Origin of the sequence: Pseudomonas inefficax (assembly GCF_900277125.1) — a bacterium.
Taxonomy (GTDB): domain Bacteria; phylum Pseudomonadota; class Gammaproteobacteria; order Pseudomonadales; family Pseudomonadaceae; genus Aquipseudomonas; species Aquipseudomonas inefficax.
The window spans coordinates 51696-75991 of the sequence record NZ_OPYN01000187.1; the positions used below are offsets into that span (position 1 = coordinate 51696).

The following is a 24296-nucleotide window of genomic DNA, read 5'->3' on the forward strand; positions in this document are numbered from 1 at the left end:
ACTTCATTGGTGTTCGCCGCCAATCATACCTTGGCGTCGAACAGAACACTTTTGACATCGCTCAGGCTGTGAGCGATCCGCAGGGCCTCTTCCGAGGGCAACTGGCGAATCAGTTCACCACTGTCGGTAGCGATGACTTTGACCACGATCTTGCCGGATTCTTCATCCGTGGAAAATTCCAGATTGCGCTGCGATGCCTTCAGGAACTTTTCGATTTCCGAAACGGCATGTTTGACCTTGTCGGCATCCTGCTCCGCCTTGGGGTCTTTCTTGTCGTCTTCGGGCTTTACGTTTTCCGTCGACCGGACTACCGGTTTTTCGGCAACCTGCTCGGCCGGACGTGCGGCCGGATAAGACAGGTTCAGCTTGACGCTCATGTCCATGCCCACCACCTCGCAATGAAAAGGCGGGGAAGTGCCTTACCAGCACTTCCCCGCCAGCAACCAGGCAGATTAGCCCAGCAGCTTCAGTACTGCCGATGGCAGCTGGTTGGCCTGGGCCAGAACCGAGGTGGAAGCTTGCTGCAGGGTCTGCTGCTTGGTCAGCTGGGCAGTTTCAGCAGCGAAGTCGGTGTCCTGTACGCGGCCACGAGCAGCTTCGGCGTTTTCGTTGATGTTTTGCAGGTTGTTGATGGTGCTGGTCAGACGGTTCTGCGCGGCACCCAGGTCAGCACGGTTGCTGTTGATGGTTTGCAGAGCGGCGTCGATGGCCGAAACAGCAGCGCTGAAGTTGGATTCGGCGGCAGTGGTGTCGGAACCCTGGATGTTGATCGAGGAAGTGACGCCCAGGTCCGAAGCGGTGAACTTGGCGCTCAGGTCGATGGTGATCTGGTTGGCGGAACCGGTGTTGGAGCCAACCTGGAAGGTCATGACCGAAGCCGAACCGTCCAGCAGGTTCTTGCCGTTCAGCTGGGTGCTGTTGGCGATACGGGTCAGTTCCGAAGCCATCGACTGGAACTCTTTGTCCAGAGCGACGCGGTCGTTGGTGCTGTTCGAGTCGTTTCGGGACTGAACGGCCAGTTCACGCATACGCTGCAGGATGTTGGTCTGCTCTTGCATCGCGCCTTCAGCGGTCTGGGCGATGGAGATACCGTCGTTGGCGTTTTTGATAGCCATGGTCTGACCACGGATCTGCGAGGTCATGCGGGTAGCGATCTGCAGGCCGGCGGCGTCGTCTTTGGCGCTGTTGATTTTCAGGCCGGAGGACAGACGGGTCATCGAGGTGCTCAGTGCATCGGAAGCACGGTTCAGGTTTTTCTGAACGCCCAGAGAGGTGGTGTTGGTGTTAACAGTCAAAGCCATGACGAATTCCTCGTTGGATTGGGTACTACGGCTTCCGGCCTTGGCAATTCGCCGGGTGTGGCACAGAGAACCTTCGTAATGTTTATCGTCGTCAGGGCAGTTTGCTTTAGGGCGATTTCTCACTTTTTTTACTGGCATCCGGCCACCCCAATGAAATCAAGGGTTTGACGCCAGAAAACCAGCATTGGAAACGAAAGAAGCGCAGCCTAGGACGGGCTGCGCTTCTTTGGACAGTACGGCACTCGGTCAGCCGTTGCGCTCGATGATAGCCGAGCCCCACGACAGGCCTACGCCGAAGCCACTGAGTGCTACGCGCTTGTGCGACGAGTTGAGCACGTGCTTTTCCAGCAGCAACGGAATGCTCGACGACACGGTATTGCCGGTCTCGACCATGTCCTTGACGAACTTCTGCTTGTGCGCGCCCTCGTCGAAACGCGCGGACACGGCATCGACGATCGCCGCGCTGCCCTGGTGCAGGCAGTACAGGTCGATGTCCTCGGCGCGCAACTGGCTGGCCTCGAGCAACTGCTGCAGGTGCGCAGGCACTTTGACCAGGGCGAAGTTGTAGACCTGGCGGCCGTTCATGAAGAACTTGCCGTCGGTCGTACGCAGGTGCTCGGCGCCTGCACCATCGCTGCCGAACAGCGACTTGCCGAGCTGCCAGGCAGCGTCCTCGCCCATCCAGGTCGCGGTTGCGGCATCACCAAACAACATGGTGGTGTTGCGGTCCTCTGGGTCGACGATCTTCGAGTAGGGGTCGGCGGTAATCAACAGGCCATTCTTCAGGCCCGCTGCCTCCATGAAGCCCTTCATCGCATACAACCCATAGACGTAGCCGGAGCAGCCCAGGGAAACATCGAACGCCGCGACATGCGTCGACAGCCCCAGCTTGTGCTGGACGATCGCCGCCGTGTGCGGCAGGCCTTCGGCATCACCATTCTGAGTGACGACGATCAGCGCATCGATGGATGCAGGGTCAAGCGAGGGATTGGCAGCGAACAGCGTCCTGGCCGCCTCGACGCACAGGTCGGAGGTTTCCTGGGTCGTATCCTTGCGCGGCAGGAAGGTCGAACCGATCTTGCCGAAGATGAAATCCTGATCCTTGCCGAATTTCGCACCCTGCGCGTAGTTATCCACGCCTTCTACAGGTACGTAACTGGCGATGCTTTTGATGCCAATCATTGTGGCTTCCCGATGGAAATGGCAAAAATTCGCAGGTGCCGCGACCGTGAATGCAAAAGCTGCATTCCTCGCTGACGGGACTACCCACAGACTCAATAGATTAAAGATGCACGTTTCGACTGCCAAGTCACGACTATACCGACAATCCGCCAAATGCTGATGGCGAACTGTTGGCCAGTTTCTTGCTAATCGACCTGTATCAATGCCTTCGCTGTCGTTTAACTGACGCGGCAGCGGTTCGATCGACGCTATCGGATATCCGCCGTCAAGCGGGGCAGCCCCATTGTCAGCGCGAGCACCGTCTCATATGGCCAAGCCTATCACCGTCACCAGCCCCCTGATGCCGCCCCTGGAGTCCTTTCTGCCTTATCTGGAGCAGATCTGGGAAAGCCGGTTTCTGACCAACTGCGGTCAGTTTCACCAGCAACTGGAGCAAGCGCTGGCTGAGCACCTTGGGGTCAAGTACATCTCGCTGTTTTCCAACGGCACGCTGGCGCTGGTCACCGCGCTGCAGGCATTGCGCATAACCGGCGAAGTAATCACCACGCCGTACTCGTTCGTCGCCACCGCCCATTCGCTGCTGTGGAACAGCCTGAAACCCGTGTTCGTCGATATCGACCCGCACAGCAACAACCTCGACCCGCAACGGATTGTAGAGGCCATCACACCGGCGACCACTGCAATCATGCCGGTGCATTGCTATGGCATCCCCTGCGACGTGGAAGGCATCCAGTCGGTGGCCGACACCTATGGCTTGAAGGTCATCTACGACGCGGCCCATTCGTTTGGCGTGCGCCTCGGCGGGCAGAGCCTGCTCAACCATGGCGACGTTTCGGTCCTGAGTTTCCACGCCACCAAGGTCTTCAACACGTTCGAGGGCGGTGCGATCGTCTGCCAGGACGAGAAGACCAAGCGGCGCATCGATTATTTGAAGAATTTCGGTTTCGCCGACGAAGTCACGGTCATAGCACCGGGCATCAACGGCAAGATGAATGAACTGCAGGCGGCCTTCGGCCTGCTGCAGCTGCGCCATATAGATGATGCGCTAGCCCGGCGCCGCACCATCTACGAACGCTACTACGATCGCCTGGCAGCGGTGCCAGGCATCAGCCTGATGAGCCCGCCCGCCAATGTCGAATGGAACTACGCCTACTGCCCGATCATGGTCGATGGCGAGCGCTTCGGTATCAGCCGCGACGAACTGTACGAGCGCTTCCGCGCCGTCGACATTCTGGTCCGTCGCTACTTCTACCCGCTGATCTGCGAGTTCCCCATGTACCGCGGGCTGGAAAGCGCCAACCTGGACAAGCTGCGCATTGCTCAGCAAGTCTCGCGTCAGGTGCTGTGCCTGCCGATCTACCCCGACCTGGACGTCGCGACCCAGGATCGCATCCTGTCCATCATCATCGAAGGACAGGGTGCCTGAGCAATGGCCGTCAATGTATTGGTTTTTCCCTGCGGTTCGGAAAATGCTTCAGAGATACACCAGGCGCTAATGCACTCCATCCACGTCAGGTTGTTCGGTGCCTCCAGCGTCGACGACCATGGCCGCCAGCTTTTCGACACCTACAACGGCAACCTGCCGCGCATCGATGATGAGCACTTCGATCAGGCATTTGCCGCCCTGCTCGATGAGTGGCAGATCGATCTGGTGTTTGCCACGCATGACACCGTCCAGGCCTACCTCAGCGAACGCGTCGACCGCTTCGGTGTGGCACTGGTCAATGGCGACCCGGAAACCTGCGCGCTCGCCCGGCGCAAGTCATCGACCTACGCAGCGTTCGCCGACCAGCCTTGGGTACCTGCCGTCTACGCAAGCCCGGAAGACGTTGAGCAGTGGCCAGCAGTGGTAAAGCCGGACCTCGGCCAGGGCGGCCAGGGGTTCGAGCGGGTAGCCGACGCGCAAGAAGCACGCGCGGCACTCCAGCGAACTCACCTGCCGTTGCTGGTCGAGTACCTTCCCGGCGAGGAAATCACGGTTGACTGCTTCAGCGACTTCCAGCACGAACTGCGCTGGGTGGGGCCACGCAACCGCGAACGGGTGCGTGCCGGTATTTCCATGCGCAGCACCTTCCCTGCCCCGGACCCGGCCATAGTGGCCATCGCTGCAACGCTGAACGAGCGCCTGCGCCTTCGCGGCCCCTGGTTTTTCCAGCTCAAGCGCGACCGCCAGCAACGCTGGAAGCTACTGGAAATCAGTTGCCGGGTGGCAGGCTCGATGGTGGCCCAGCGCGCCCTCGGTGTGAACCTGCCACTGATGGCTATCCATGACCACCTGCAACGCCGCATCACGCCCCTGCCGCAAACGGCAGTCAGCCTGATCGAACGGCGCATCCTCACCGTCGCGCAACTGGACTGGGCCTTCGACACGGTCTACATCGACTTCGACGAAACCGTCATCCGCGACGGCCGCGCCATACCTTCGACGCTGCACTTCCTCTATCGCATGCAGTGCAAGGGCAAGCGCCTGGTCCTGCTCACCCGCCATGCGAGCGACCCACGCGACACCCTGCGCAAGGCCCGCATTGCCGTCGAACTGTTCGACGAGATCATTCATATCACCGACGGTCGAGCGAAATCCGAATTCGTTCGCGGCCATTCGATCTTCATTGACAACCATTTCCCCGAGCGCCTGGATGTCGCCACCCATTGCGCCATACCCGTCTTCGATGTTGATGCTCTGGAGTTTCTTTCGTGAAAACCGTCAAGTCCGACCATAACCGCCGCCTGGTCATGCGCCACCTGCGAGACACCTGGATCAAGCCGCTGGACAAGGATTTTCCGCATTCGGCACTTATTTCCCGGGCCACCTATTCGCCCTGGTATGCCGATGCCGCGTTCATGGAGGTGTTCGAACGCATCCAGGGCCTGACCTTGGTCGACATCTACCGCTGCCACGAGCTGTGGGACCTGCTTCGGCAAACCGCCAAGGTTGCCGGCGACGTCATCGAAGTCGGCGTATGGAAAGGCGGCACCGGGCTGCTCGCCGCCAAGCGCCTGGCGCAACTTGAAAGCAACAAGCATCTGCTGCTCTGCGACACCTTCTGCGGCGTGGTGAAAGCTGGCGCCAACGACACGCTTTACCAGGGCGGCGAGCACGCCGACACCAGCCTGGAGGGCGTGGCCGCACTGCTCGAAGGTGAGCACTTGAAGGACCGCGTCACCCTGCTGCAAGGGATCTTCCCGGAGCAGACCGGCAGCGAAGCCGAAGGGCGTCTCTTCTCTTTCTGCCATATCGATGTGGACACCTACCAATCGGCCAAGGACATCGTCGAATGGGTTACACCGCGCCTGAACAGGCACGGCGTCATCGTTTTCGACGACTACGGGTTCTGGGGCTGCGAAGGCGTGGCCAGGCTGGTGGAAGACCTGGCTGACCACCCGGAGTACTTCCTGTTGCGAAACCTCAATGGCCACGCCGTCATGCTCAAGCTGACCGAGGCAAGCCATGTTTGAGCTGCTGGATGCCGAACGCTTCCCGGCCCATTACCAGACCCTCGAAACGCGGAAAGTGAAACAACTTTTCGAGCACTGGAAATCTGGCAGCGCAGTACCTGTTTCGGTCCTGGACTACGGCATGGGCCATGGCAAGTACTTGCGCATGTTCCGTGAGCTGGGGTTGCAAGCCACCGGCGTGGATATCAATCCGCAATACATTGAACAAGCCAGGGCCGACGGCTTTGAAGCCTTGCACGAGTCCGAACTGGAAGCGTTGGGCAAGCGTTTCGATGTTATTTTCCTCAGCCACCTGATCGAACACCTGGACCCCAACCAACTGCTGCACCTGCTCGACCGCCTGATCGCCCTGCTCGCACCGCAGGGCCGGCTGGTCATGATCAGCCCGGTCCTGGGCGAACGCTTCTTTCACGATTTCTCCCACGTGCGCCCCTATTACCCGCAGAGCATCCGGCATGCCTTCGGGCAGTCCAGTTCGCCGCTGTCGTTCGGCGCGCATGAGCGCATCGTGCTCAAGGACATTCACTTTTTCCGCGACCCTTGGCGCACGCGCTTGTGGCGTTCCTTCTACATACAGGAAACCCCGCTCTCCCCGTTCACCCGTGCGCTGAACAAAGGCTTCGACCTCGCCTGGCGGCTTTCCGACGGCCAACTGGGCGCTACCAGTTCCTGGCTGGGGGTCTACCACACGTGCTGACGACCGTCTCTCGCACGGGCCAGCCGCAAGGCAAGCGGGTAGTGCTCATGCAGCCCTATTTCCTGCCGTATCTGGGCTACTACCAGCTGCTGGGTGCAGCAGACCTGTTCATCAGCTACGACACCGCCCAGTTCATCAAGAACGGCTGGATCGAGCGCAACCGCTACCTGCTCGATGGCGAGCCAAAGTGGTTCGGCATCGCCCTGGAGAAAAGCAGCCACAAGCTGCCAATTCATGACAAACGGATCAGCCAGGGCTTTCACTACCAGCACGTGCTTGAAAAGCTCAAGCACGCCTACCGCACAGCACCGTATGTACACCAGGTGCTGCCATGGCTGGCGCAATTGCTTGAACAGCCGGCATCCAGCATTGCCGAACTCAACTTAAGGGCACTGCGGGAAAGCTGTGCCTTGATCGGGCTCGACACCCCGATCATCGCTGCCAGCGACCTTCCTTCTGGCGCGGGCGTCGGTGGCCAGGCGAGAGTGCTTGAACTGATGGCGGCCACAGGCGCCACCCACTACCTGAACCCGGCCGCAGGCGCTTTTCTGTACGAAGCCGGGGAATTCGCCAAAGCCGGTATCGAGCTGGAACTGCTGCACGCCGAGCTATCGCCCTACCCTCAGCAAGGGTCAGATTTCGTGCCAGGTTTGTCGCTGCTCGATGCGCTGATGTTCAACCCGCCCGAAGTGGTCGGCGATTGGGCCAGACGAGGGAGGGTCGTACATGCCTGACGCTATTGGCGGCTACTTCGAACTGGAGCTGCGCCAGGGCTACAGCCCGTATCCTCAGGCATTGAGCTTCAACTCCGCGCGCTCCGCGCTCAAGGCCCTGTTGTGCAACATGGGTACACTGCGCCTGCACCTGCCCCATTACATTTGCCATGCAGTACCTGACGCCGCGCACGCCGTCGGCGTGGACGTAGCTCGCTATGCAGTCAACCTGCAGCTGGAACTGGAACAACTGCCGACACTGCAACCTGGCGAGCTGTTGCTGTACGTGAACTATTTCGGCTTGAAGGACCGCTACATCAGCGATGTACTGGCACCGCATTACCGTGACCGACTGGTGGTCGACAACTCGCAAGGGTTGTTCAGCACGCCGCTGCCCGGCATCAAGACCCTCTATTCACCGCGCAAGTTCGTCGGTGTGCCCGACGGCGGTTGGCTGGCCAACGCCCTGCCCGGCGACTGGCAGTTACCGCAAAGCCAGTCGATGACGCATTTCGGTGCCCTGCTGGGGCGACTCGAAGGCGCGCCTGAGCAGCATTACGCGGCGTTCCAGAACGTTGAAACGGCGCTTGATCGCGCCCCTGTCGCCGCCATGTCGGACAGCACACGGCGGGTGCTCGACAGCCTGGATTATCCCTCGATCAGCGCCCGCCGCGAGGCCAACCTGGCCTTGCTGGGGCAATTGCTGGGCTCGCGCAACCTGCTGGATATCCAGCCAGAAAAGCCGACAGCAGCGCTCTGCTACCCGTTGCTCCTGGGTACCCCGAAGCAGGCCCAGGCCATCCGCCAACGCCTGCTGGCCGAGAGGATTTTCATCCCTTGCTACTGGCAGGAAGTGATTGGCGAGCCGCACAGCCCGACCGTAGAAAGGCAACTGGCGAGCTGCCTGCTGCCGCTGCCGATCGACCAACGCTACGACGCAACGCACATGGAACGGCTCGCTGATCGCGTGAGCACTTTCCTGGCCGCAACCTGAAGGCCTGAACATCCACCTTGCACGGCGCCGAGTATCACACGCAGGCAGGCCGCACCTGGAAAATACACATGAAGATGTCATCGCTGCATGGAAAGACGAGCAACCCTTACTACCTCTATGCACCCGATTATCGCGACACCTCATCAGGTGTGTGCGTCATGCACTACCTCTGTCATGCCCTGAACATCAGCGGCCAGGAAGCCTATGTCATCGGCTGCAAGGTCACCAATCCGAACCTGCGCACCCCGGTGCTGACGGATGCCGTCATCCAGTTGCACAAGACGACAGGGGCAGCGCCGATCGCGGTATACCCGGAAGTGCTCAGCGGCAACCCGTTGAACTGCCCGGTTGTGGTCCGTTACATGCTCAACCGCGACGGTTTCATCAGCGGCCTGCAGCTGGCGGCGCAAGAAAGTGACCTGTTCTTCTACTACGCCCACGACTTCGGCGAAGGCAAGCGCCAGAAGGACATGCTCACGCTGCCGATGATCGATTCCAACCTGTTTGCCCCACGCCCGGAGCCAGTGGTTCGACGCGGCAATTATCTTTACCTGCATCGCTTCGACGCCAACCAGGTGGACTACAGCCTGCTGCCGCCCGATATCCAGGTACTGAGCCTGAGCAATCCACGCACGCTGCCGCAGCTGGCCGAACTTTTCCAGACTGCAGAGGCGTTGTATTCCTACGAGATTTCGGCAACCTGCACCATGGCGTTGCTGTGCGGCTGCCCGGTCGTCTACCTCAGTGGCGGGCACGTGAAGGCCCTGCCGTTTACGGAGCACATCGGCGACGCCGGCACCACCATGTTCGAAGAACCGGGCGGCCTCGAACGGGCGAGGCAATCGGTAGGGCTGGCTCGTCAACGCATCCTGCACATGGAAGATGAATTCTGGCCGCAGCTGGCGCATTTCATCGAACGCACTCAGCGCAGCGCCGCCGACCATGTCGATGCCAATCGACATCCCGGTGTGCGTGACTGGCTGTTGAACCGCATGTTGACGCCGGTCCAGCAGACCTTGGCCGATGAGCGGCGCATGGCACTGCGCAACCAGACCCGCCTGAGCATCGTGGTCAACGACCACGAAGGCGATGCGCAGGCCTTGGCCTTCACCCTTGAAAGCCTGCAGCTGTGGGGGTCGAACAGCCCGCTCGGGCTTCGTACCTACGTCGTCAGCCAACAGCCGCCGCAGGCCAATCTGCCGAACAACGTGCACTGGCTGAACGCCACGCCTGGCGCAGCGATACTGAACCAGGTCACCCACCAGGACGACGGCGACTGGTTGCTGCTGCTTGCTGCTGGTGACGAAATCCTGCCCAGCGGCAGCCTGATGGTCGACCTCGAGCTTCCGGGCGCCAACGCCTGCCGAATGCTCTACTGCGACGAGTATTACCGCGCCACACAAGGCTCAAGCCCGATCTTCCGCCCCGACATGAACCTCGACTACCTGTTGTCGCTGCCGGTGATAATGGCGCGTCACTGGTTGCTGCGTCGCGAGCTGGTGCTCGCTGCCGGAGGTTTCGACCAGCAATGCCAGGGGGCACTCGAGCTGGACATGATCTTGCGCCTGATCGAAGCAGATGGCCTCGATGGCATCGGCCATCTGGACGAGCCGCTGGTGATCGGCAACAGCCCGGACATGGCCAGCAACCCCGACGAACTGGCCACCATCGAACGCCATCTGTCAGTGCGTGGCTATACCCACGCGCAGGTACGTGAGGAGCCTGCCCGGCATTACCAGATCGACTACGGCCATCAACAGCAGCCTTCTGTGTCCATCGTGATTCCCGTGCACGATCAGTTGGAACTGATACAGCGCTGTGTCGAGAGCGTGTTGGCCAAAACCAGCTATACGTTCTTCGAATTGCTGCTGGTCGACCACGCCAGCAGTGAACCGGCCTTGCTGGAGTGGCTGGAACAACTGGTAATCGCCGGCGAAGGCATGATCAAAGTGCTGCGCGACGACCGCCCATTGAACCTGAGTGCCCTGTATAACCAGGCGGCCGCTCAGGCTGTCGGCGACTTCCTCGTGCTGCTCGACAACGACACCGTGATTTTCCAGGAGGATTGGCTCCAGCGTCTGCTCAACCACGCCCAGCGACCTGAGGTGGGTGTGGTAGGTGCAAAGCAACTGGATATCAACGGCAACATCGCCCACGCTGGCTGGGTGCTGGGCCTAGATGGCACAGCAGCGAGCCCGGCTGCCGGGTTGCCAAACAGCGAAGCCGGTTACCTGCAATGCTTGCGCGTGGACCGTGACGTCAGCGCCCTCAGCGGCGCCTGCCTGATGATCCGCCGTGAGCTGTATCTGGGGCTGGGCGGGCTGGATGAAGAGGCATTCGCGTTGCGCCACGCCGACATCGACCTGTGCCTGCGCGTGTCTGCCGAGGGCCTGCTGAATGTCTGGACGGCCCATGCGCTGGTGGCCAACGAGCATGGCAAAGGCTGGGGCACGGTAATGCGTGCTCCGGCCCAGCAGCAACGCGCCCGTCAGGATGAGCAGAACCTCTACAGCAAATGGCTCGATGCCCTGACCCGCGACCCCGCCTACAACAAGAACCTTTCGCTGCGCGGCCGCGGTCATGAGCTGCCAGCCCTGCACGGCCTGACCTGGCGCCCGTTGAACTGGCGCCCGCTGCCGGTGGTGCTGGTCCATCCTGATCGGGAAAACGCCGAGCGCTGCACGGCGCCCTTCCAGCAACTGCTGGAACACGCACAGGTGGACGGCCACTCGAGCAACGCCATGCTCACACCGGTGGAGCTCAATCGCTTGCAACCCGATGTGATCATTTTCCAGCACATTGCCGACCCGCTGCGCATTCAGGCCATGGCACAGCATTATCAGCTCAGCCAAGCCTTCAAGGTACTCGAGGTAGTTAGCCTGCCCGTTGGCGATCGGGCTTGGGGGCTGCTGCATGAGGCCCTCGCCTGCGTCGACCGGGTGGTTGTCGCCAGCGCAGAGTTGGCCGCATCGCTGGACGGGCTGCATGGCGACATCCGCGTCAGGGAATCCCGGCTGGGCACGAACTGGCAGGCACTGCCGACAGCCGTCACGGCGAACACCAAACCGCGCATCGGCTGCCAGCTGAATGTCGAAACCCTGCCGATCATCGATCCGCTGCTGCGCGCGCGTGCCGATCAGGCTGACTGGGTGTTGTGGGGAGAGGTACCGGCACATCTTGCGGCGCTGGCCACGGAAGTCTACTGCCGTGACCTCGGCTCAACGCCCGAGGTGCTTTCGGGTCTGGGCCTGAACATTGCACTGCATCCGGTAAGCATGGCGGGGAACACCGGCGACTGCCTTGCGCCAATGCGCTATGCCGCATGCGGTTATGCCGTCATCAGCAATGACCGCCAGGCACGCTTCGCAGAATGGCCGATGATGCTGGTCGACGACACGCCCGCCCAGTGGCTGAAGGTTCTGGACAGCTGTCTCGCCTCTGCCGATAGCGTGTGCATGCACGGTCAACAGCTGCGCAGCAAAGCAGAGGCATCAGGTTTCATTGATGCCGAGTACCGCGAAACTTGCCTCGCTGCCTGGACACCTGCTTGAGCCGTGTGTAAACGGAACGCAGCCACTCCCCGGCGTTACGCCGGGGAATGGCTGCCATTCTCACGCACCTAAGCGCGCGACGGGCTCAAGGCATCACTCGCCCACTGGCCGCTGAAAGCAGACGGCCAACGCGCCTGCAGCGCTTCGCAGGCCGCCTGGTCGGCTACCTGCGGTGCGTCGTCGAACAGCTGGGCCACGGGCGTCCAGGCCACCAACAGTCCCGCCGCCGCTGCCGCCAGGCAGACATCCAGGTCAAACGCCGGCAACGGCTGCAGGCCACCGCAATGGTCAAACAGATCACGGCGCAGCAACATGCAGTCGGCAGAGACCGCTGCGCAGTTGCGCACCGACGCTGGCCAGCGCGCCTTGCTGCAGTCCGCCAGCGACAGGCCCTGCCACGGCTGGTGCAGCGTCGGCCCCTGCAACAGGTCGAAGCCGGCATGCACGACCGTGCCGTCGCGCGCCAGCAGGCGGGCGCCGACGACCCCGACTTCGGGCCTGAGGCCCTCGTTGAGCAAGCCTTCGATCCAGGCGGGTGAAATCACTTCACAGTGCTCGGCGAGCAGCAGCAGGTATTCACCGGCGGCCTGTTCCGCCGCCAGGTTGAGCAACGCCTCACGCCCGCTCGCCGCACCCGCCAGCAGCACAACCCGCTGGCCGAACCCTTGCAACGCGGCAGCAGTGGCTTCGGCCTGTTCGGCATTGCAGGCCACCCGCAGCTCGTAGCGTGGGTAGCGGGTGCGCTGCAGAACACTGGTCAGGCAGGCCTGCAAACGCTGCACATCACCTTCGGCAGCCACCAGGATGCTCACCAGCGGGGTGGCCGAATGGCGGAAGTCTACCACCAGGCCAGCCTCGCCCTGATCGTGCACCTCACCACGGTAACCCAGCAGGGTCAGGTGTCGCTTGAGCGTCTGTACGGCATCGGCCTGCAGCGCCGGTGTCGCCTGGTTGCCCACGACCAGGTATTCGTCCATGTGCGCCAGGCCACCCTGTCCATGCTGCTCCACCAGACGCAACAGCAAGTCGAACTCCAGCGCATGGCGGCAGGTTTCGCTGAAACCGCCCAGTTCCACCACGGTTTGCCGGCGCAGACACCAGTGCCGCGACATCAGCCCTGGCTGCGCACGCAACAGATCGAGGTTGCTGCCTGGGCGAACCACGCCATGCAGACGGCCCTCGCTGTCACGCTGCACCTCGTTGGCACACACCGCCTGGCAGCCGGAAGCCTCGGCCAGCTCCTGCTGCAGGCGCAGCAAGCCACCGCTGACCAGGGTATCGCCCGCCTCCAGCAACATCAGCCAGTCGCTGCTCAGTTGGCGTACTTGCTGGTTGAGGTGCGTGACCCAGTTGCTTTCGTTGACCTGCACGAAATGCAGGGTATCGCGTGCGGTGGTGATCGCCGGCGGCTTGCCACCCTTGAGCACCACCAGCTTGAACTGCCGTAGCCCGCTGGCCAGCAGGCTGTCGAAGGTAGCCTGCAGGGCCAGGTCGTCGTCGGCCAGGTCAGTCACCACGAAGGTGACCGGCGCGCCCGGGCGCTTGTTCAGCGGTGCCAGCAGCCGCTGTTGCGTGGCCTTGTCCGGTGTGGCAGCAGCCAGCGCTTCGAGCACCTGCCCGGAAACCGTACCGCGCAACCAGCCGTCGCCATCGATACCGGGTACCGCCTCCAGACGCGCGAGCCAGTCGCCCAGCTCGCGGGCGCGCTCGCCATCGTCCTTGCCGATGAGGGTCGGCACCAGGCGCCGGCAGACCTCCAGGTTGAACAGGCCCAATGCCAACGCTTTCCAGTAACGCTGCTGCAAGGTTTCGGCGGTGTCGTTGGGGTGCACCTGCAACAATTCGCGCTGGCGCACCCAGGTGCCCTCCAACACCTGACGATGGGCTTGCCCGGTTGGCCAGGCATGGCAGAGGAACTCCAGTGCGGTCAGGCACTCGAACAGCGCGCCGTTGTAGTAAGGCAATTCGACATACTGGCGCGGCTCGAAGATGCGCTCTGGCTCACCGATCACCGTGCCCCATGGCGAGGTGAACAGCAACGGCGCTTCGCCCTGGTCGTAGGTCGCGCGCACGAAGCGATTGAGCACGGCAAAACCGGCATCGTCATTACTCAGCTCGCCATTCCATTCGCGCAACAGGCGCACGGTACGGGTCAACTGCTCATCGCGGGCCACGGCGCTCAGCGTGCTCGGCGCGAACTCGCAGATCACATCGGTCTGCGCCAGCTGCGCGATGTCGCCGCTGGCGACCAGGGCATAAGACAGGGCCACGCGCCAGGCAGCGAAGTCCAGCTCGTCCGGCAAGGTGCCGAGCAGCGCCTGCAGCGCCCCGACCCGCAGCACCGCGCGCCAGGCCGGCTGCCCGGCCACGGCGTACTGGCGCAGGCGTGCGCGCGCACTGCTATCGGCTGCAGCCTCGAAAGCCGAGCCGATCTTGTGGTAGGCCATCTGCGCGTTACCCGGCGCATAGGCCAGCGCATAGCCTTGGGCACCCTGAGCCTCGGGCTGCGCATGCAGGCATGCGGCGGCCTGCTGCAGGGCAGAGGGCAACACGAAATCGGCATCCAGGGCCAAGGTCACGAACGGCGTGGCGACCTGTCGCAAGGCGGCCGCCAGGCGCGCGCTGCACTGCTCACCCGAGGTGCCCGCCTGCAGCGGTTCCAGGGCCAGGCAGGGGATGCCAGCCTGGCGATAGTAATAGACAGCACGGGCACGATGGTCGGGCTGTTCATGCCCAAGCAGGACGACGGTCACTGGGTTGTGCGACCCGATTGCGGTTTCGGCCATAGGGCACCTGTTCATGTTGTTGGTCTGGTGCCCGCCAGGGCAGGCGCCAGGTTTCAGTCCGCCAGCCAGGCGTTGGCCCACTGTTGCAGGTGGTGCGGCATCAGCACGTAGTCACGCAGTACCGCTTCGCGCAGGGCGTCGCCCTGGCGGTAGCTGGCCGCGGGGTCGGCCAGGTGCATGCGGATCGCCTCCAGCCACTGTTCGGTGGTGTTGTTGCGCACCCGCGTGCACGGCAGATAGCCGTCATAGGCCTTGGTATCGGTGCAGATCACCGGGAAGCCGCAGGCGCCGTACTCGAGCAGGCGCAGGTTGCTCTTGCAGTCGTTGAACAGGTTCTGTTCGAGCGGTGCCAGGGCCAGGTCGAGGTTGAGGCTGGCCAGCTTCTGCGGGTACAACGCCAGCGGTACGCCTTTATGGAATTCCTTCACGTAGGGCCGCAAGGCATCCGGGCACATGCCGAAGAACACCCAGTCGACTTCGTCGGCCAGTTCCCGGATGACCTCCAGCAGCAGCTCCAGATCGCCCCGGTGGCTGGTGCCCCCCGCCCAGCCCACGCGCGGCCGCGCACTGCTCTGCCGTTCGCTGGCAAGCCCGGCCCATAGCGTTGCGGCGAGCATGTTGGGGACCACGCGGATATCCTGGTGCATGCCCGACAAGGCGTCGGCCAGCGGTTGGGTCGACACCACCACCCGATCACACAGGGCGATACCCTGGGTGACCAACTCGCGCATGTTGGCCGGCATGTTCCGCGCATGGGCGTTCTTCTTCGGCACATCGATGATGTAATCGTCGATTTCGTAGATGCGCCGGGCGTTCGACAGGCGCTTGAAGCGCGTCATTTCCTCGATCGAGTTGATCGTATAGCGGCACTGCAAGATCATCACATCGGGATGCTCCCGCTCGATCTCGATCATCTCGGGGGTACTGAAATCGAGCCGCCCCTGGATCCAGCCAGCGCGCTCCAGCTCGGTAAACGGCTGGGCCACCCGGTAGTGCCCGACCGCCGAGGTGTTGATCGGCAGCGCCAGCACTGACGGCAGTACCCGGCTGATGAACGGGTCCCAGCCACGACGTTGCCCGGCATCGAGGTTGAAACTGGCCATTTTCAGGCTCAGGTTGCGGTTGTAGGCCGGGTCGCGGGCCACCTTGGCCAACCAGCGTTCATGGAAGATGTCCTTGTCCAGCAGCTTGCGCTGGCTGTCGGCCGGCACATCGCGGGTCGACGCGAAGCGGACCAGTACCGCATGCGGTGTCCACACCGCCAGGTAGCCTTGTTCGCGGATGCGCAGGCACAGGTCGGCGTCCTGCAGCCCGCCTTGAAGCCCCTGCACATCGAAACCGCCCAGCGTGGCGAACAGATCGCGGCGCACCAGCAGGCAATCCAGGCTCAGCGCACTCCAGTTCTGCACGGCATTGAGCCGCAGCATGTAGCCGCCGCTGTCCGCCGGCATGCCGACGAACGGGCTGTTGACACCGCCATGCAGCCCCAGCACCAGCCCGGCGGCAAAGATCTCGCCGCTTTGGGTACACAGCTTGGGCGCGACCACGCCGACCTCGGGGCGCTGGGCCTGGGCCATCAACTGCTCCAGCCAGGGCTTGTCGAAGGCCACGCAGGCGCTGTCGAGCAACAACAGGTAGTCGCCGCGAGCCGCCTCGCTGGCCTGGTTCAACTGTGCCACCTGGCTGCCGCCGGCAACCTCGACCACGCGCAGCTGATCGCTGCCCAGGCCCTGCATGGCCTGCAGCCATTGGCGCAGGTCGCTCGGGGTATCTGGCGAGGCGACCAGCAGCACCTCGAAATGGCCATAACGGGTGTGTTCGAACAGCGACTCGACGCAACGCATGGCCGCGCCCAGGTCGTCACCCAGCGTGACCAGGATCGAAACCATGGCTTGCAGCGGGTGCTGGTACAGCACCCGGCACAGTGACAGGCCTTCGGCACCGAGCACCTCGGCATCGACCCCCAGACGCTGCAGATGGGCCCTCACCACGCGTGGCGCCTGTTGTACACAGCGTGGGTCATGCAGCCATTGGCCGAAGTCCCATTGGCAGTGCACCAGCAGTTCATCGATGTGTTCGATGGCCTGCAGGCCCCGGCTTTCGGCCAGGCGCCAGAGCGCGTCGTGGGGCGCGAGCGTGTCGAAGTCCGGGTCAAAGCCGCCGACTTCGCGCAGTGCCGCACAATTGAATGCCAGTACGCGCCCGACATAGGGCAGGCTGCGCATCAGGTCGAGGTTGAAGTCTGGCTTGAAGATCGGCGTGGTCGGGCGCAGGGTGTCATGGCTGCCTTCGTCGACATAGATACAGGCCCGTTCGCGCACGGCCATGCGCTCGCCCATGATCGCCAGCGCATGGGGCACCAGGCGGTCGCCAGCGCGCAGCAGCAAGACCCAGTCGACATCATTGGCACGCGCCAGACGCGCCTGCACCTGGGCCAGGCCATTGCCCTGCACGAGCATGCGCTCGACCCCGACAGCGTCAGCCAGCTCCAGCATCGCAGGTGCCAGCAGCCAGGTGCTGGCAGCGCCATAGGACTGCGCGGCGAGGCTGCCGAGGGTGGCACGCAAGGCCAGCTCCTCTCCCGCCTCGGCCCAGATCACCGGGACGATGCGCGGTTGCCGACCCCAGCGTTCGAAGCGCTTGGGCAACGCCTTGAGCTGCGCCGCCGACAGGTCCCGGCACTCCAGCCACTGGGCATACACCTCGTCGAACGACAGGCAGTCAGTACCGACCTGCTGCGCCTGGCGCGCCTGCTGGGCGCCGTATAGCCGGTTGAGTTCGTACTCGTCCCACTGCGCATCCTGCTCGCCGTGGTAACGCTCAAGCGGCAGATACCGCACCCAGCCACTGGCCGGCGCGGGCTCGCTGCTGCGCGCGGCCAGCATCGCCTTGATCCAGTCGGTTTCCACGGGGAACGCCATGGTCATGCTCGCCTGGTGGCTCAGGCGCCCGGGATGCAGGCGTTCCATGCTCAGAAAGCGTGACAGGTGGCCAAGGTTGCCGCGGCGCATCAGGCAGATGTACAGCGCCATGTCCAGGCGCGCGACAAAGCCGCCCTCCTGCACCAGCGCCGGCAGAAACTCGGCCACCCAATCACGGCGCAGCAAGGCATGGCTCAGCCCGCCGAACAGGTTGGGCGCATTGGTTTCCAGTGCCTCGAGCAGGTCACTGCCTTTGACCACCGCATCTTCCGGGCACATCACCGCATTGAGCATGCGCGGCGGCAACAAGGCGTCATCGGCGGCGCACAGCATGCGCTGGCAGATGGTCATGCTGACATCGGCATGCTGCTGCATGACCTCTGCCTGTAGGCTGACACAGTCGGGGAACAGGCGGTCGTCGTCACACAAAAACTTGATCAACGGCCCTTGGGCATGCTCCAGGCACGCCAGCAGGTTGCCGGCAAACCCCAGGGTCTGCGGGTTGCGCACATAGCGCACCGGCTTGCCGGTCTCGCCCACCACCTCGTCGACGATGCGCTGGATCTCCGCCCCCCGGCTGTCATCGCACACCAGCACGTCCAGCGCCGGGTAATCCTGGTTGAGCGCGCTGAGCAAGGTGGCGCGGAAGAACTCGGGGTTGAAGGCGGGGATGGCGATGCTGACGAGGGTCTGTTGATTCACGGCGAAGACCTTGAAGAGGTGGCGTGGCCAGCACCGAATGGGCTGGCACATGCCAGGTGACGCGAGAGGGGTGAAATCAGATGTAGTTGACCAACGACAAGCTGGCGACCTTGGCATAGGCCTGCAACGAAGCCTGCAGCATGTTGGTCTGCATCTGCAGGCGCAGCATCACTTCAGCCGGATCGCTTTCACGGATCGAGCTCTGGGTCTTGGTGTTCTCGGTGCTCAGCGCCTCGTTGGTTTCGGCCTGCACATCCAGCGCCTGGCCACGGCCACCAATCGCACTGACCGACGACGACACCTGATTGGTGGCGCTGGCGATGTTACCAATGGCGGAATCCAGCGAGGCAAGGAAGTTTTGCCGGGCCACCGGGTCGTTATCCACCGGGCTGGTCAGGGCGGTGCGCAGCTTGCCGATGGTGTCGAGGACGTTCTGGGTCTGGTGGGTATCGACCTTGACCGCGAACGAGTCCCCGGTATTCGGTGCGCCAGACAGCTCGAAGCTGACCCCTGCCGCGGTGGCGGTGGTGCCGCCCGGCCCACCCAGTGCACCCGATGCCACCGGGCGGCTGTCGGCGGTGATTGGCGCGGCATACAGCTCGAAGGTGCTGGTGCCGGTGAATTTCAGCACCGCACCACCGGCCGGGAAGGCTGCCTTGTAGGCCGCCGGGTCGGTAATGGTCGCACCAGTCACCTGCTCGGACGAGGTGTTGCCCGGGCTGCGGGTGCCGGACACCTCGTCGGCCTTGGAACTGAGGCTGAAGGTATGCCCTGCGATCGCTGCATCTTCGTTGCCCTTGTCACCATCCTTGAAGGTGATGTCCAGGCGCAGATCGACACCGCGGAAGCTGATGCTGGTGTTGTCGCCATTGGGGTCGAACTTGCCGCCCTGGCTGGCTTCGAGGGTGACGTCGTTGCCAGCGGCATCGGTGATCTTGTATTCGGTGCTGCTGAGGAATTCGATGCTGTACGGCTCGCCGCTGCGGAAGCGATCGTTGTACAGACTGTTACCGGAAACCTGGCCGTTGGACAGGCTGACACGGCCATCATCGGTGGCCGGCGCGGTCAGGCTGGTCTGGCTGCGACTGGTGTTCAGCGCCTGCTCGAAGGCATCGTAACCGGTCTCGTTGGCGGCCAGGCTGAGCATGTCACCCACCTGCAGGTTGAGCTTGCCCTGGTCGCCCTGGTAGCTGTAGGTGCCATCGGCATTGCGCGCGTAAGGCGGGGTATCGCCCTTGGAACCGGAGAAAATGTACTTGCCGTTCTCGTCCTTGCTGTTCATCAACGAGAACAGCTGGTCTTCCAGCGACGCCAGTTCATCGGCATTGGCCTTGCGATCGGCATCGGTCATCGAGCCGTTGCCGGAGCTCACCGCCAGCTCGTTGACCCGCTGCAGGATGGCACCGATGGAGTTCAGGGTGCTCTCGGCAGTGCCCAGGGCGTTGCGCACATTGACGATGTTGCCGCTGTACTGCTTGAGCATGTTCTGCTGCTGCTCCAGCTGCAGCAGGCGAGCCGCCCCCACCGGGTCGTCCTTGCCAGAGCGCACGCGGATGCCATCACTGGCCTCCTGCTGGGTCTTCACCGCCTTGGCAAAGTTGTTCTGATAGTTGGCGCTGTTGGTGTTGTAGAACTGCGAAGTAGAGATGCGTACGCTCACGATCTACGGCTCCTTAAAGACTGTTGATCAGGGTGGCGAAGGTTTCCTGGGCCGCCTTGATGATCTGCGACGACGCGGTGTAGTACTGCTGGAACTTGATCAGGTTGCCGGTCTCTTCATCGATCGACACGCCCGACAGGCCATTGCGGCTGTCCAGTGCAGAGGTATGCAACGCCGTGGTGGCATCACTGTCCATCTGTGCCTGCCCGGCCTTGCCGCCAACGTTGGAGACCAGCTTGGCATAGGCGTCGGTCAAGCTGATGCCCTTGCCGTCGGCACCCACCTCGACCGTGGACTTGGTCTGCAGGTCGATCACCGACTGGGCGTTGCGGTTGTCCGCCGAGCCTGCGCCGGCCAGCGCCACGGTATAGCTGTCGCCATTTTTCGGCGCGCCGGAAACGCTCATCTCGAAGGTGAAGTTGCCACCCAGCGGATTACCGCTGCCATCGACCATCGGCACCGACAGTTGCAGCTTGTTTTCCTGGCCCGGCACGATGGTGCCACTGCCGATTTCGGTACCCTTGGCGTCGTACATCTTGTAGGCCTGGGGCGAGCTGGTGTCATCGCCGAACACCAGTTTTACCGGGGTCGAATACTTCAGGCCCGTCTGCAGTTGCGAACGCTGGGCGGCATCGTAGATGTCCATTTCCGAGGTCAGCGTCGGCTGGGTGATCACCCCGGTGCCCTTGTTGCCCGAACCACTGGTGGCGCTCAGCGGCGAAGCCAAGGCCAGGCGCTTTGGGTCGGTTAGCACAGTGTCGATGCCTGCGGCCGCATTGCGGGTGGGGGTGATCTTGAAGCTGTCGCCAGCACTCAGGCCACCGCCATTGAGCGACAGGGTGAAGCCGTCGATCACCGGAGGCGGCGTGTCGCTGAGGTCGAAGCTGCCCATGTCGGTGCCCTCAGGCAGCTTGCGCACGCTGTAGCCAGTGGCGCTGGTGAAAGTCACCTGATAGTCGCTGGTGCTCAGCTTGCCGGAGTCCTTGATGGTCACATCGAGGTTGCCAGAGCCGGCGCTGTTGCCGGTCTTGGCGATACTGCGCTGGCTGATGGCCGCGGCGCTGTTGATGTCACCGAACAGGGTGGCACCGAACTCACCGTTCTTGTCGATGCCTTGGGCCAGCTGGCTGTTGATCGCATCCGCCACCACCAGGGCCACGCGGCCGAGCTCGTTGAGCGCGGGGTCGAGGGTTTCCTTGCGGTAACGGATCAAGCCGCCCAGCTCGCCACCGCTGGCGCTGCTGGTGATGTCCATCTTGGTCGAGCCGCGATTGAGGATCAGGCTCATGCGGGTCGGGTCGGTCGCGCTCGGCTCCACACCCAGGGTCTGGGTGGTCTTGCCCAGCACCAGGGCCTGGCCGTTCTTCAGGTAGATGTCGTAGTTGCCTTCACGCTCCACCACATCGGTGCCGATCAGTTTGCTCAGCTCACGCACTGCTCCATCGCGCTGGTCGAGCAGGTCATTGGGCTGGCCGGAGATGGAGCTGACGCGGGAAATCTGGTCGTTGAGCTCAGCGATGGTCTTGGTCAGGTTGTTCACCTGATCAGCCATCGACGCCATGTTGGCATTGATGTCGCTGTTCTGCTGGTTGAGCTGCGCCGACAGGGTGTTGAAGCGCTTGGCCAGAGACTGCGCGCTGGTCAGCAGCAGTTGGCGCGAGGCGTCTTCGGTCGGCTTGGCCGCAGCATCCTGCATGGCGCTGAAGAAGCTTTTCAGTGCAGCAGTGATACCGGTGTCGCTGCTCGACAGGGCGGTATCCAGCGGCGTGATCTGGTTCAGGTACGAGCTGGCATCGCTGCTCAGCGAGGTAGTGCTGCGCAGCTGGTTCTCGAGGAACGCGTTGTACACCCGGCGCACGTCAGCCAGGGTGGTACCGCTGCCGATGAACACCTGGCCGACTTGCTGCCCGCCCTTGGTCTTCTGCACGTTCTGCTGGCGCGAGTAGCTTTCGACATCAGCGTTGGCGATGTTGTTGCCGAGGGTGTACATCCCCGATTGCGCGGCGCCAAGCCCCGACATACCAATGTTGATCAGACTCGCCATGGTTCCATGCCCTTAAAGTTTCGTTGCGGTATCGAGCATTGCGTAGTGCTCGTACGACTTCATCTGTCTTGCGATCTGCGAGATCTTGCTGGCGTAATTCGGGTCGGTGGCGTACCCGGCCTTTTGCAACTCTTGCACGAACTGTTCCGGTTTATCGGCGGCCTTCACCGCATCTTGATAGCGCGAATTGTTCTGTAACAGGCTGACTAGGTCGTGGAAGCTGTCCTGGTAGGAATCGTAGGAGCGGAACGCCGCCGTCTCCTTGACGAACTGGCCATCACGGAACTCGCTGGTGATCGCCCGCGCCTCGCCGCCTTCCCAGTTGCCGGTCGCCTTGATGCCGAACAGGTTGTGGCTGCTGCTGCCATCGGTGTTGCGCATGACCGACTTGCCCCAACCGGTTTCCAGGGCGGCCTGCGCCACCAGGTAGCGTGGGTCGATACCGATGCGCTTGGCTGCCTGCTCGGCCATCGGCAGCATGGTGGCGACGAACTCGTCGCTGTCGGCAAAGGCTTTTTTCGGCGCCAGCGGTGGCTGGGCCACGGCGCGCCCGAGGATGCGCAGGCCGTTGTCCGGCACGGCGAAGGCCTTGGCCACTTGCTGGCCGTCACGGGCTGGCACGGCTGCGGTATTGGTGCTGGCCGCCGACGGCACGATACCGGCCACCAGGCGGTCGGTGAGCTTGCTTGGCAGCGCCAGGCGGCGCGAATTGAGCGCGGCGACGTCGTTGCGGGTGGTGGTCGACTGCGCGGCATGCACAGGCTCGGCCACCTTGTTGCCCCACAGCGTCGGGGCATGGCCCTCGGTACGCGGAAACGGGCTGGTGTTGGCCGGCGCGCTCTTGTTCTTCGACAACTGGCGAACCAGCACGTCCTGCAGGCCGATACCACCGCCCTCGCGGGACATGCTCACGGCCAGCTGCTGGTCGTACATGTCGCGGTACTGCTTCACCGTTTCGGTGTTCATCGGGTTGTCGTCGGCCAGCACATCACTGGCCTTGCGCGAGGCCTTGAGCATTTCGCTGATGAACAGCGATTCGAACTCCTGGGCTACCTTGCGTACGTTGGCGTCGCTGTCGCGGTCGCCATGCTTGAGCGAGCTCAGGCGGTTGAGGTCGGTGTAGGCACCGCTGTCGGCGCTGCCGGAAACCAGGCTCTTGCTGTTCATCCGCGCCGTCCTCAGATCACGATCAGGTCGGCTTGCAAGGCGCCGGCCTGTTTCAGGGCTTCGAGGATGGCCATCAGGTCGCTGGGCGCTGCGCCCACCTGGTTCACCGCGCGGACAATTTCATCCAGCGTGGTGCCCGGGCCGAACTTGAACATCGGCTTGGCTTCCTGCTCGGCATTTACCCGCGAGCGTGGCACCACGGCGGTCTGGCCATTGGAGAACGGCCCCGGCTGGCTGACGATCGGGTCTTCGGTAATGGTCACGGTCAGGCTGCCGTGGGTCACCGCGGCCGGCGACACCTTGACGTTCTGGCCGATGACGATGGTGCCGGTACGCGAGTTGATGATGACCTTGGCGACCGCCTGGCCCGGGTCGATTTCGAGGTTCTCGAGGATCGACAGGTAGTCCACGCGCTGGCTCGGGTCCATCGGCGCGGTGACCCGTACCGAACCGCCGTCAACGGCCTGGGCCACGCCTGGGCCGAGCAGGTCGTTGACCTTGTCGACGATGCGCTTGGCGGTGGTGAAGTCGGGGCGGTTTAGGTTCAGGGTCAGGCTGTTGCCCTGGTTGAAGCCGCTCGGCACTGCACGCTCGACGGTAGCACCCCCAGGGATACGACCGGCCGACGGAACGTTGACGGTGATCTTCGAACCGTCACGGCCCTCGGCATCGAAACCGCCGACCACCAGGTTGCCCTGGGCCACTGCATAGACGTTGCCATCAATACCCTTGAGCGGGGTCATCAACAGGCTGCCGCCGCGCAGGCTCTTGGAGTTACCGATAGAGGACACGGTAATGTCCACCACCTGGCCTGGCTTGGCGAACGCCGGCAGGTCGGCATGCACCGACACTGCTGCAACGTTTTTCAGCTGCACGTTGCCGGAGCCGGCCGGCACCTTGATGCCGAACTGCGACAGCATGTTGTTGAAGGTCTGCAGGGTGAATGGCGTCTGGGTTGTCTGGTCACCCGTGCCATTGAGCCCCACCACCAGGCCGTAACCGATCAGCTGGTTGGAGCGCACGCCAGAAATGCTGGCGATATCCTTCAAGCGCTCGGCCTGGGCGCCGAAGGCACAGGACAGGAGCAGGGTTGCGGCAATCAGCTGCCTCACGTTGAACATG

General features: G+C 62.9%; 16 protein-coding genes. 7 read left to right on the top strand and 9 right to left on the bottom strand.

Annotated elements, in window-relative coordinates:
- Positions 1-23: 23 nt before the first annotated feature.
- From JV551A3_RS23010 to JV551A3_RS23020, 3 genes are all read right to left on the bottom strand, one after another.
- Positions 24-383 carry a flagellar protein FlaG gene (locus tag JV551A3_RS23010; RefSeq protein WP_112253096.1) on the bottom strand — a complete coding sequence of 120 codons (360 nt, stop codon included), beginning with the start codon at positions 381-383 and terminating at the stop codon, positions 24-26.
- A 69-nt stretch (positions 384-452) separates the two neighbouring features.
- Positions 453-1301, bottom strand: coding sequence for a flagellin domain-containing protein (locus JV551A3_RS23015; RefSeq protein ID WP_133974414.1), 849 nt, complete (start codon positions 1299-1301; stop codon positions 453-455).
- A 246-nt stretch (positions 1302-1547) separates the two neighbouring features.
- The gene (locus JV551A3_RS23020; RefSeq protein ID WP_133974416.1) at positions 1548-2483 is read right to left on the bottom strand and encodes a ketoacyl-ACP synthase III; all 936 of its coding nucleotides are present in this window, start codon (positions 2481-2483) and stop codon (positions 1548-1550) included.
- 307 nt (positions 2484-2790) lie between these two features.
- On the opposite strand from JV551A3_RS23020, the gene vioA reads away from it, so the two are divergent.
- The 7 genes from vioA to JV551A3_RS23055 all read left to right on the top strand — a co-directional run bounded on the left by vioA (position 2791) and on the right by JV551A3_RS23055 (position 11894).
- Positions 2791-3909, top strand: coding sequence for a dTDP-4-amino-4,6-dideoxy-D-glucose aminotransferase VioA (vioA, locus tag JV551A3_RS23025; RefSeq protein WP_133974418.1), 1119 nt, complete (start codon positions 2791-2793; stop codon positions 3907-3909).
- A gap of 69 nt (positions 3910-3978) precedes the next feature.
- Positions 3979-5181 carry an ATP-grasp domain-containing protein gene (locus tag JV551A3_RS23030; RefSeq protein WP_235874633.1) on the top strand — a complete coding sequence of 401 codons (1203 nt, stop codon included), beginning with the start codon at positions 3979-3981 and terminating at the stop codon, positions 5179-5181.
- Positions 5178-5939 carry a TylF/MycF/NovP-related O-methyltransferase gene (locus tag JV551A3_RS23035; RefSeq protein WP_133974422.1) on the top strand — a complete coding sequence of 254 codons (762 nt, stop codon included), beginning with the start codon at positions 5178-5180 and terminating at the stop codon, positions 5937-5939. Before JV551A3_RS23030 ends, JV551A3_RS23035 begins: the two co-directional genes overlap by 4 nt.
- On the top strand, positions 5932-6636 hold the full coding sequence (locus JV551A3_RS23040) for a class I SAM-dependent methyltransferase (RefSeq protein ID WP_133974424.1): 705 nt from the start codon (positions 5932-5934) through the stop codon (positions 6634-6636). Before JV551A3_RS23035 ends, JV551A3_RS23040 begins: the two co-directional genes overlap by 8 nt.
- Positions 6637-6683: 47 nt before the next feature.
- Positions 6684-7370 (top strand): WbqC family protein, encoded by a 687-nt coding sequence (locus JV551A3_RS23045; RefSeq protein WP_133974426.1) that lies wholly within the window; start codon positions 6684-6686, stop codon positions 7368-7370.
- Complete coding sequence (locus tag JV551A3_RS23050) at positions 7363-8343, top strand: hypothetical protein (RefSeq protein WP_133974428.1); 981 nt, start codon at positions 7363-7365, stop codon at positions 8341-8343. Before JV551A3_RS23045 ends, JV551A3_RS23050 begins: the two co-directional genes overlap by 8 nt.
- A 68-nt stretch (positions 8344-8411) precedes the next feature.
- Positions 8412-11894 carry a glycosyltransferase gene (locus JV551A3_RS23055; protein ID WP_133974431.1) on the top strand — a complete coding sequence of 1161 codons (3483 nt, stop codon included), beginning with the start codon at positions 8412-8414 and terminating at the stop codon, positions 11892-11894.
- A gap of 68 nt (positions 11895-11962) precedes the next feature.
- Here JV551A3_RS23055 and JV551A3_RS23060 read toward each other — a convergent pair whose 3' ends face one another.
- From JV551A3_RS23060 to JV551A3_RS23085, 6 genes are all read right to left on the bottom strand, one after another.
- Positions 11963-14680: a glycosyltransferase gene (locus JV551A3_RS23060; RefSeq protein WP_133974433.1), complete on the bottom strand. Its 2718-nt coding sequence runs from the start codon at positions 14678-14680 to the stop codon at positions 11963-11965.
- Between the two features lie 53 nt (positions 14681-14733).
- Positions 14734-18303: a glycosyltransferase gene (locus JV551A3_RS23065; protein WP_133974435.1), complete on the bottom strand. Its 3570-nt coding sequence runs from the start codon at positions 18301-18303 to the stop codon at positions 14734-14736.
- 76 nt (positions 18304-18379) lie between these two features.
- Complete coding sequence (locus JV551A3_RS23070) at positions 18380-19963, bottom strand: flagellar hook-associated protein 3 (RefSeq protein WP_133974437.1); 1584 nt, start codon at positions 19961-19963, stop codon at positions 18380-18382.
- 13 nt (positions 19964-19976) lie between these two features.
- Positions 19977-22007 carry a flagellar hook-associated protein FlgK gene (gene flgK / locus JV551A3_RS23075; protein WP_133974439.1) on the bottom strand — a complete coding sequence of 677 codons (2031 nt, stop codon included), beginning with the start codon at positions 22005-22007 and terminating at the stop codon, positions 19977-19979.
- 12 nt (positions 22008-22019) lie between these two features.
- A complete protein-coding gene (gene flgJ, locus JV551A3_RS23080) occupies positions 22020-23174 on the bottom strand; it encodes a flagellar assembly peptidoglycan hydrolase FlgJ (protein WP_133974441.1) in 1155 nt (384 codons plus the stop codon).
- An 11-nt stretch (positions 23175-23185) separates the two neighbouring features.
- Positions 23186-24295 carry a flagellar basal body P-ring protein FlgI gene (locus JV551A3_RS23085; protein WP_015271237.1) on the bottom strand — a complete coding sequence of 370 codons (1110 nt, stop codon included), beginning with the start codon at positions 24293-24295 and terminating at the stop codon, positions 23186-23188.
- Between the last annotated feature and the right edge of the window lies 1 nt (position 24296).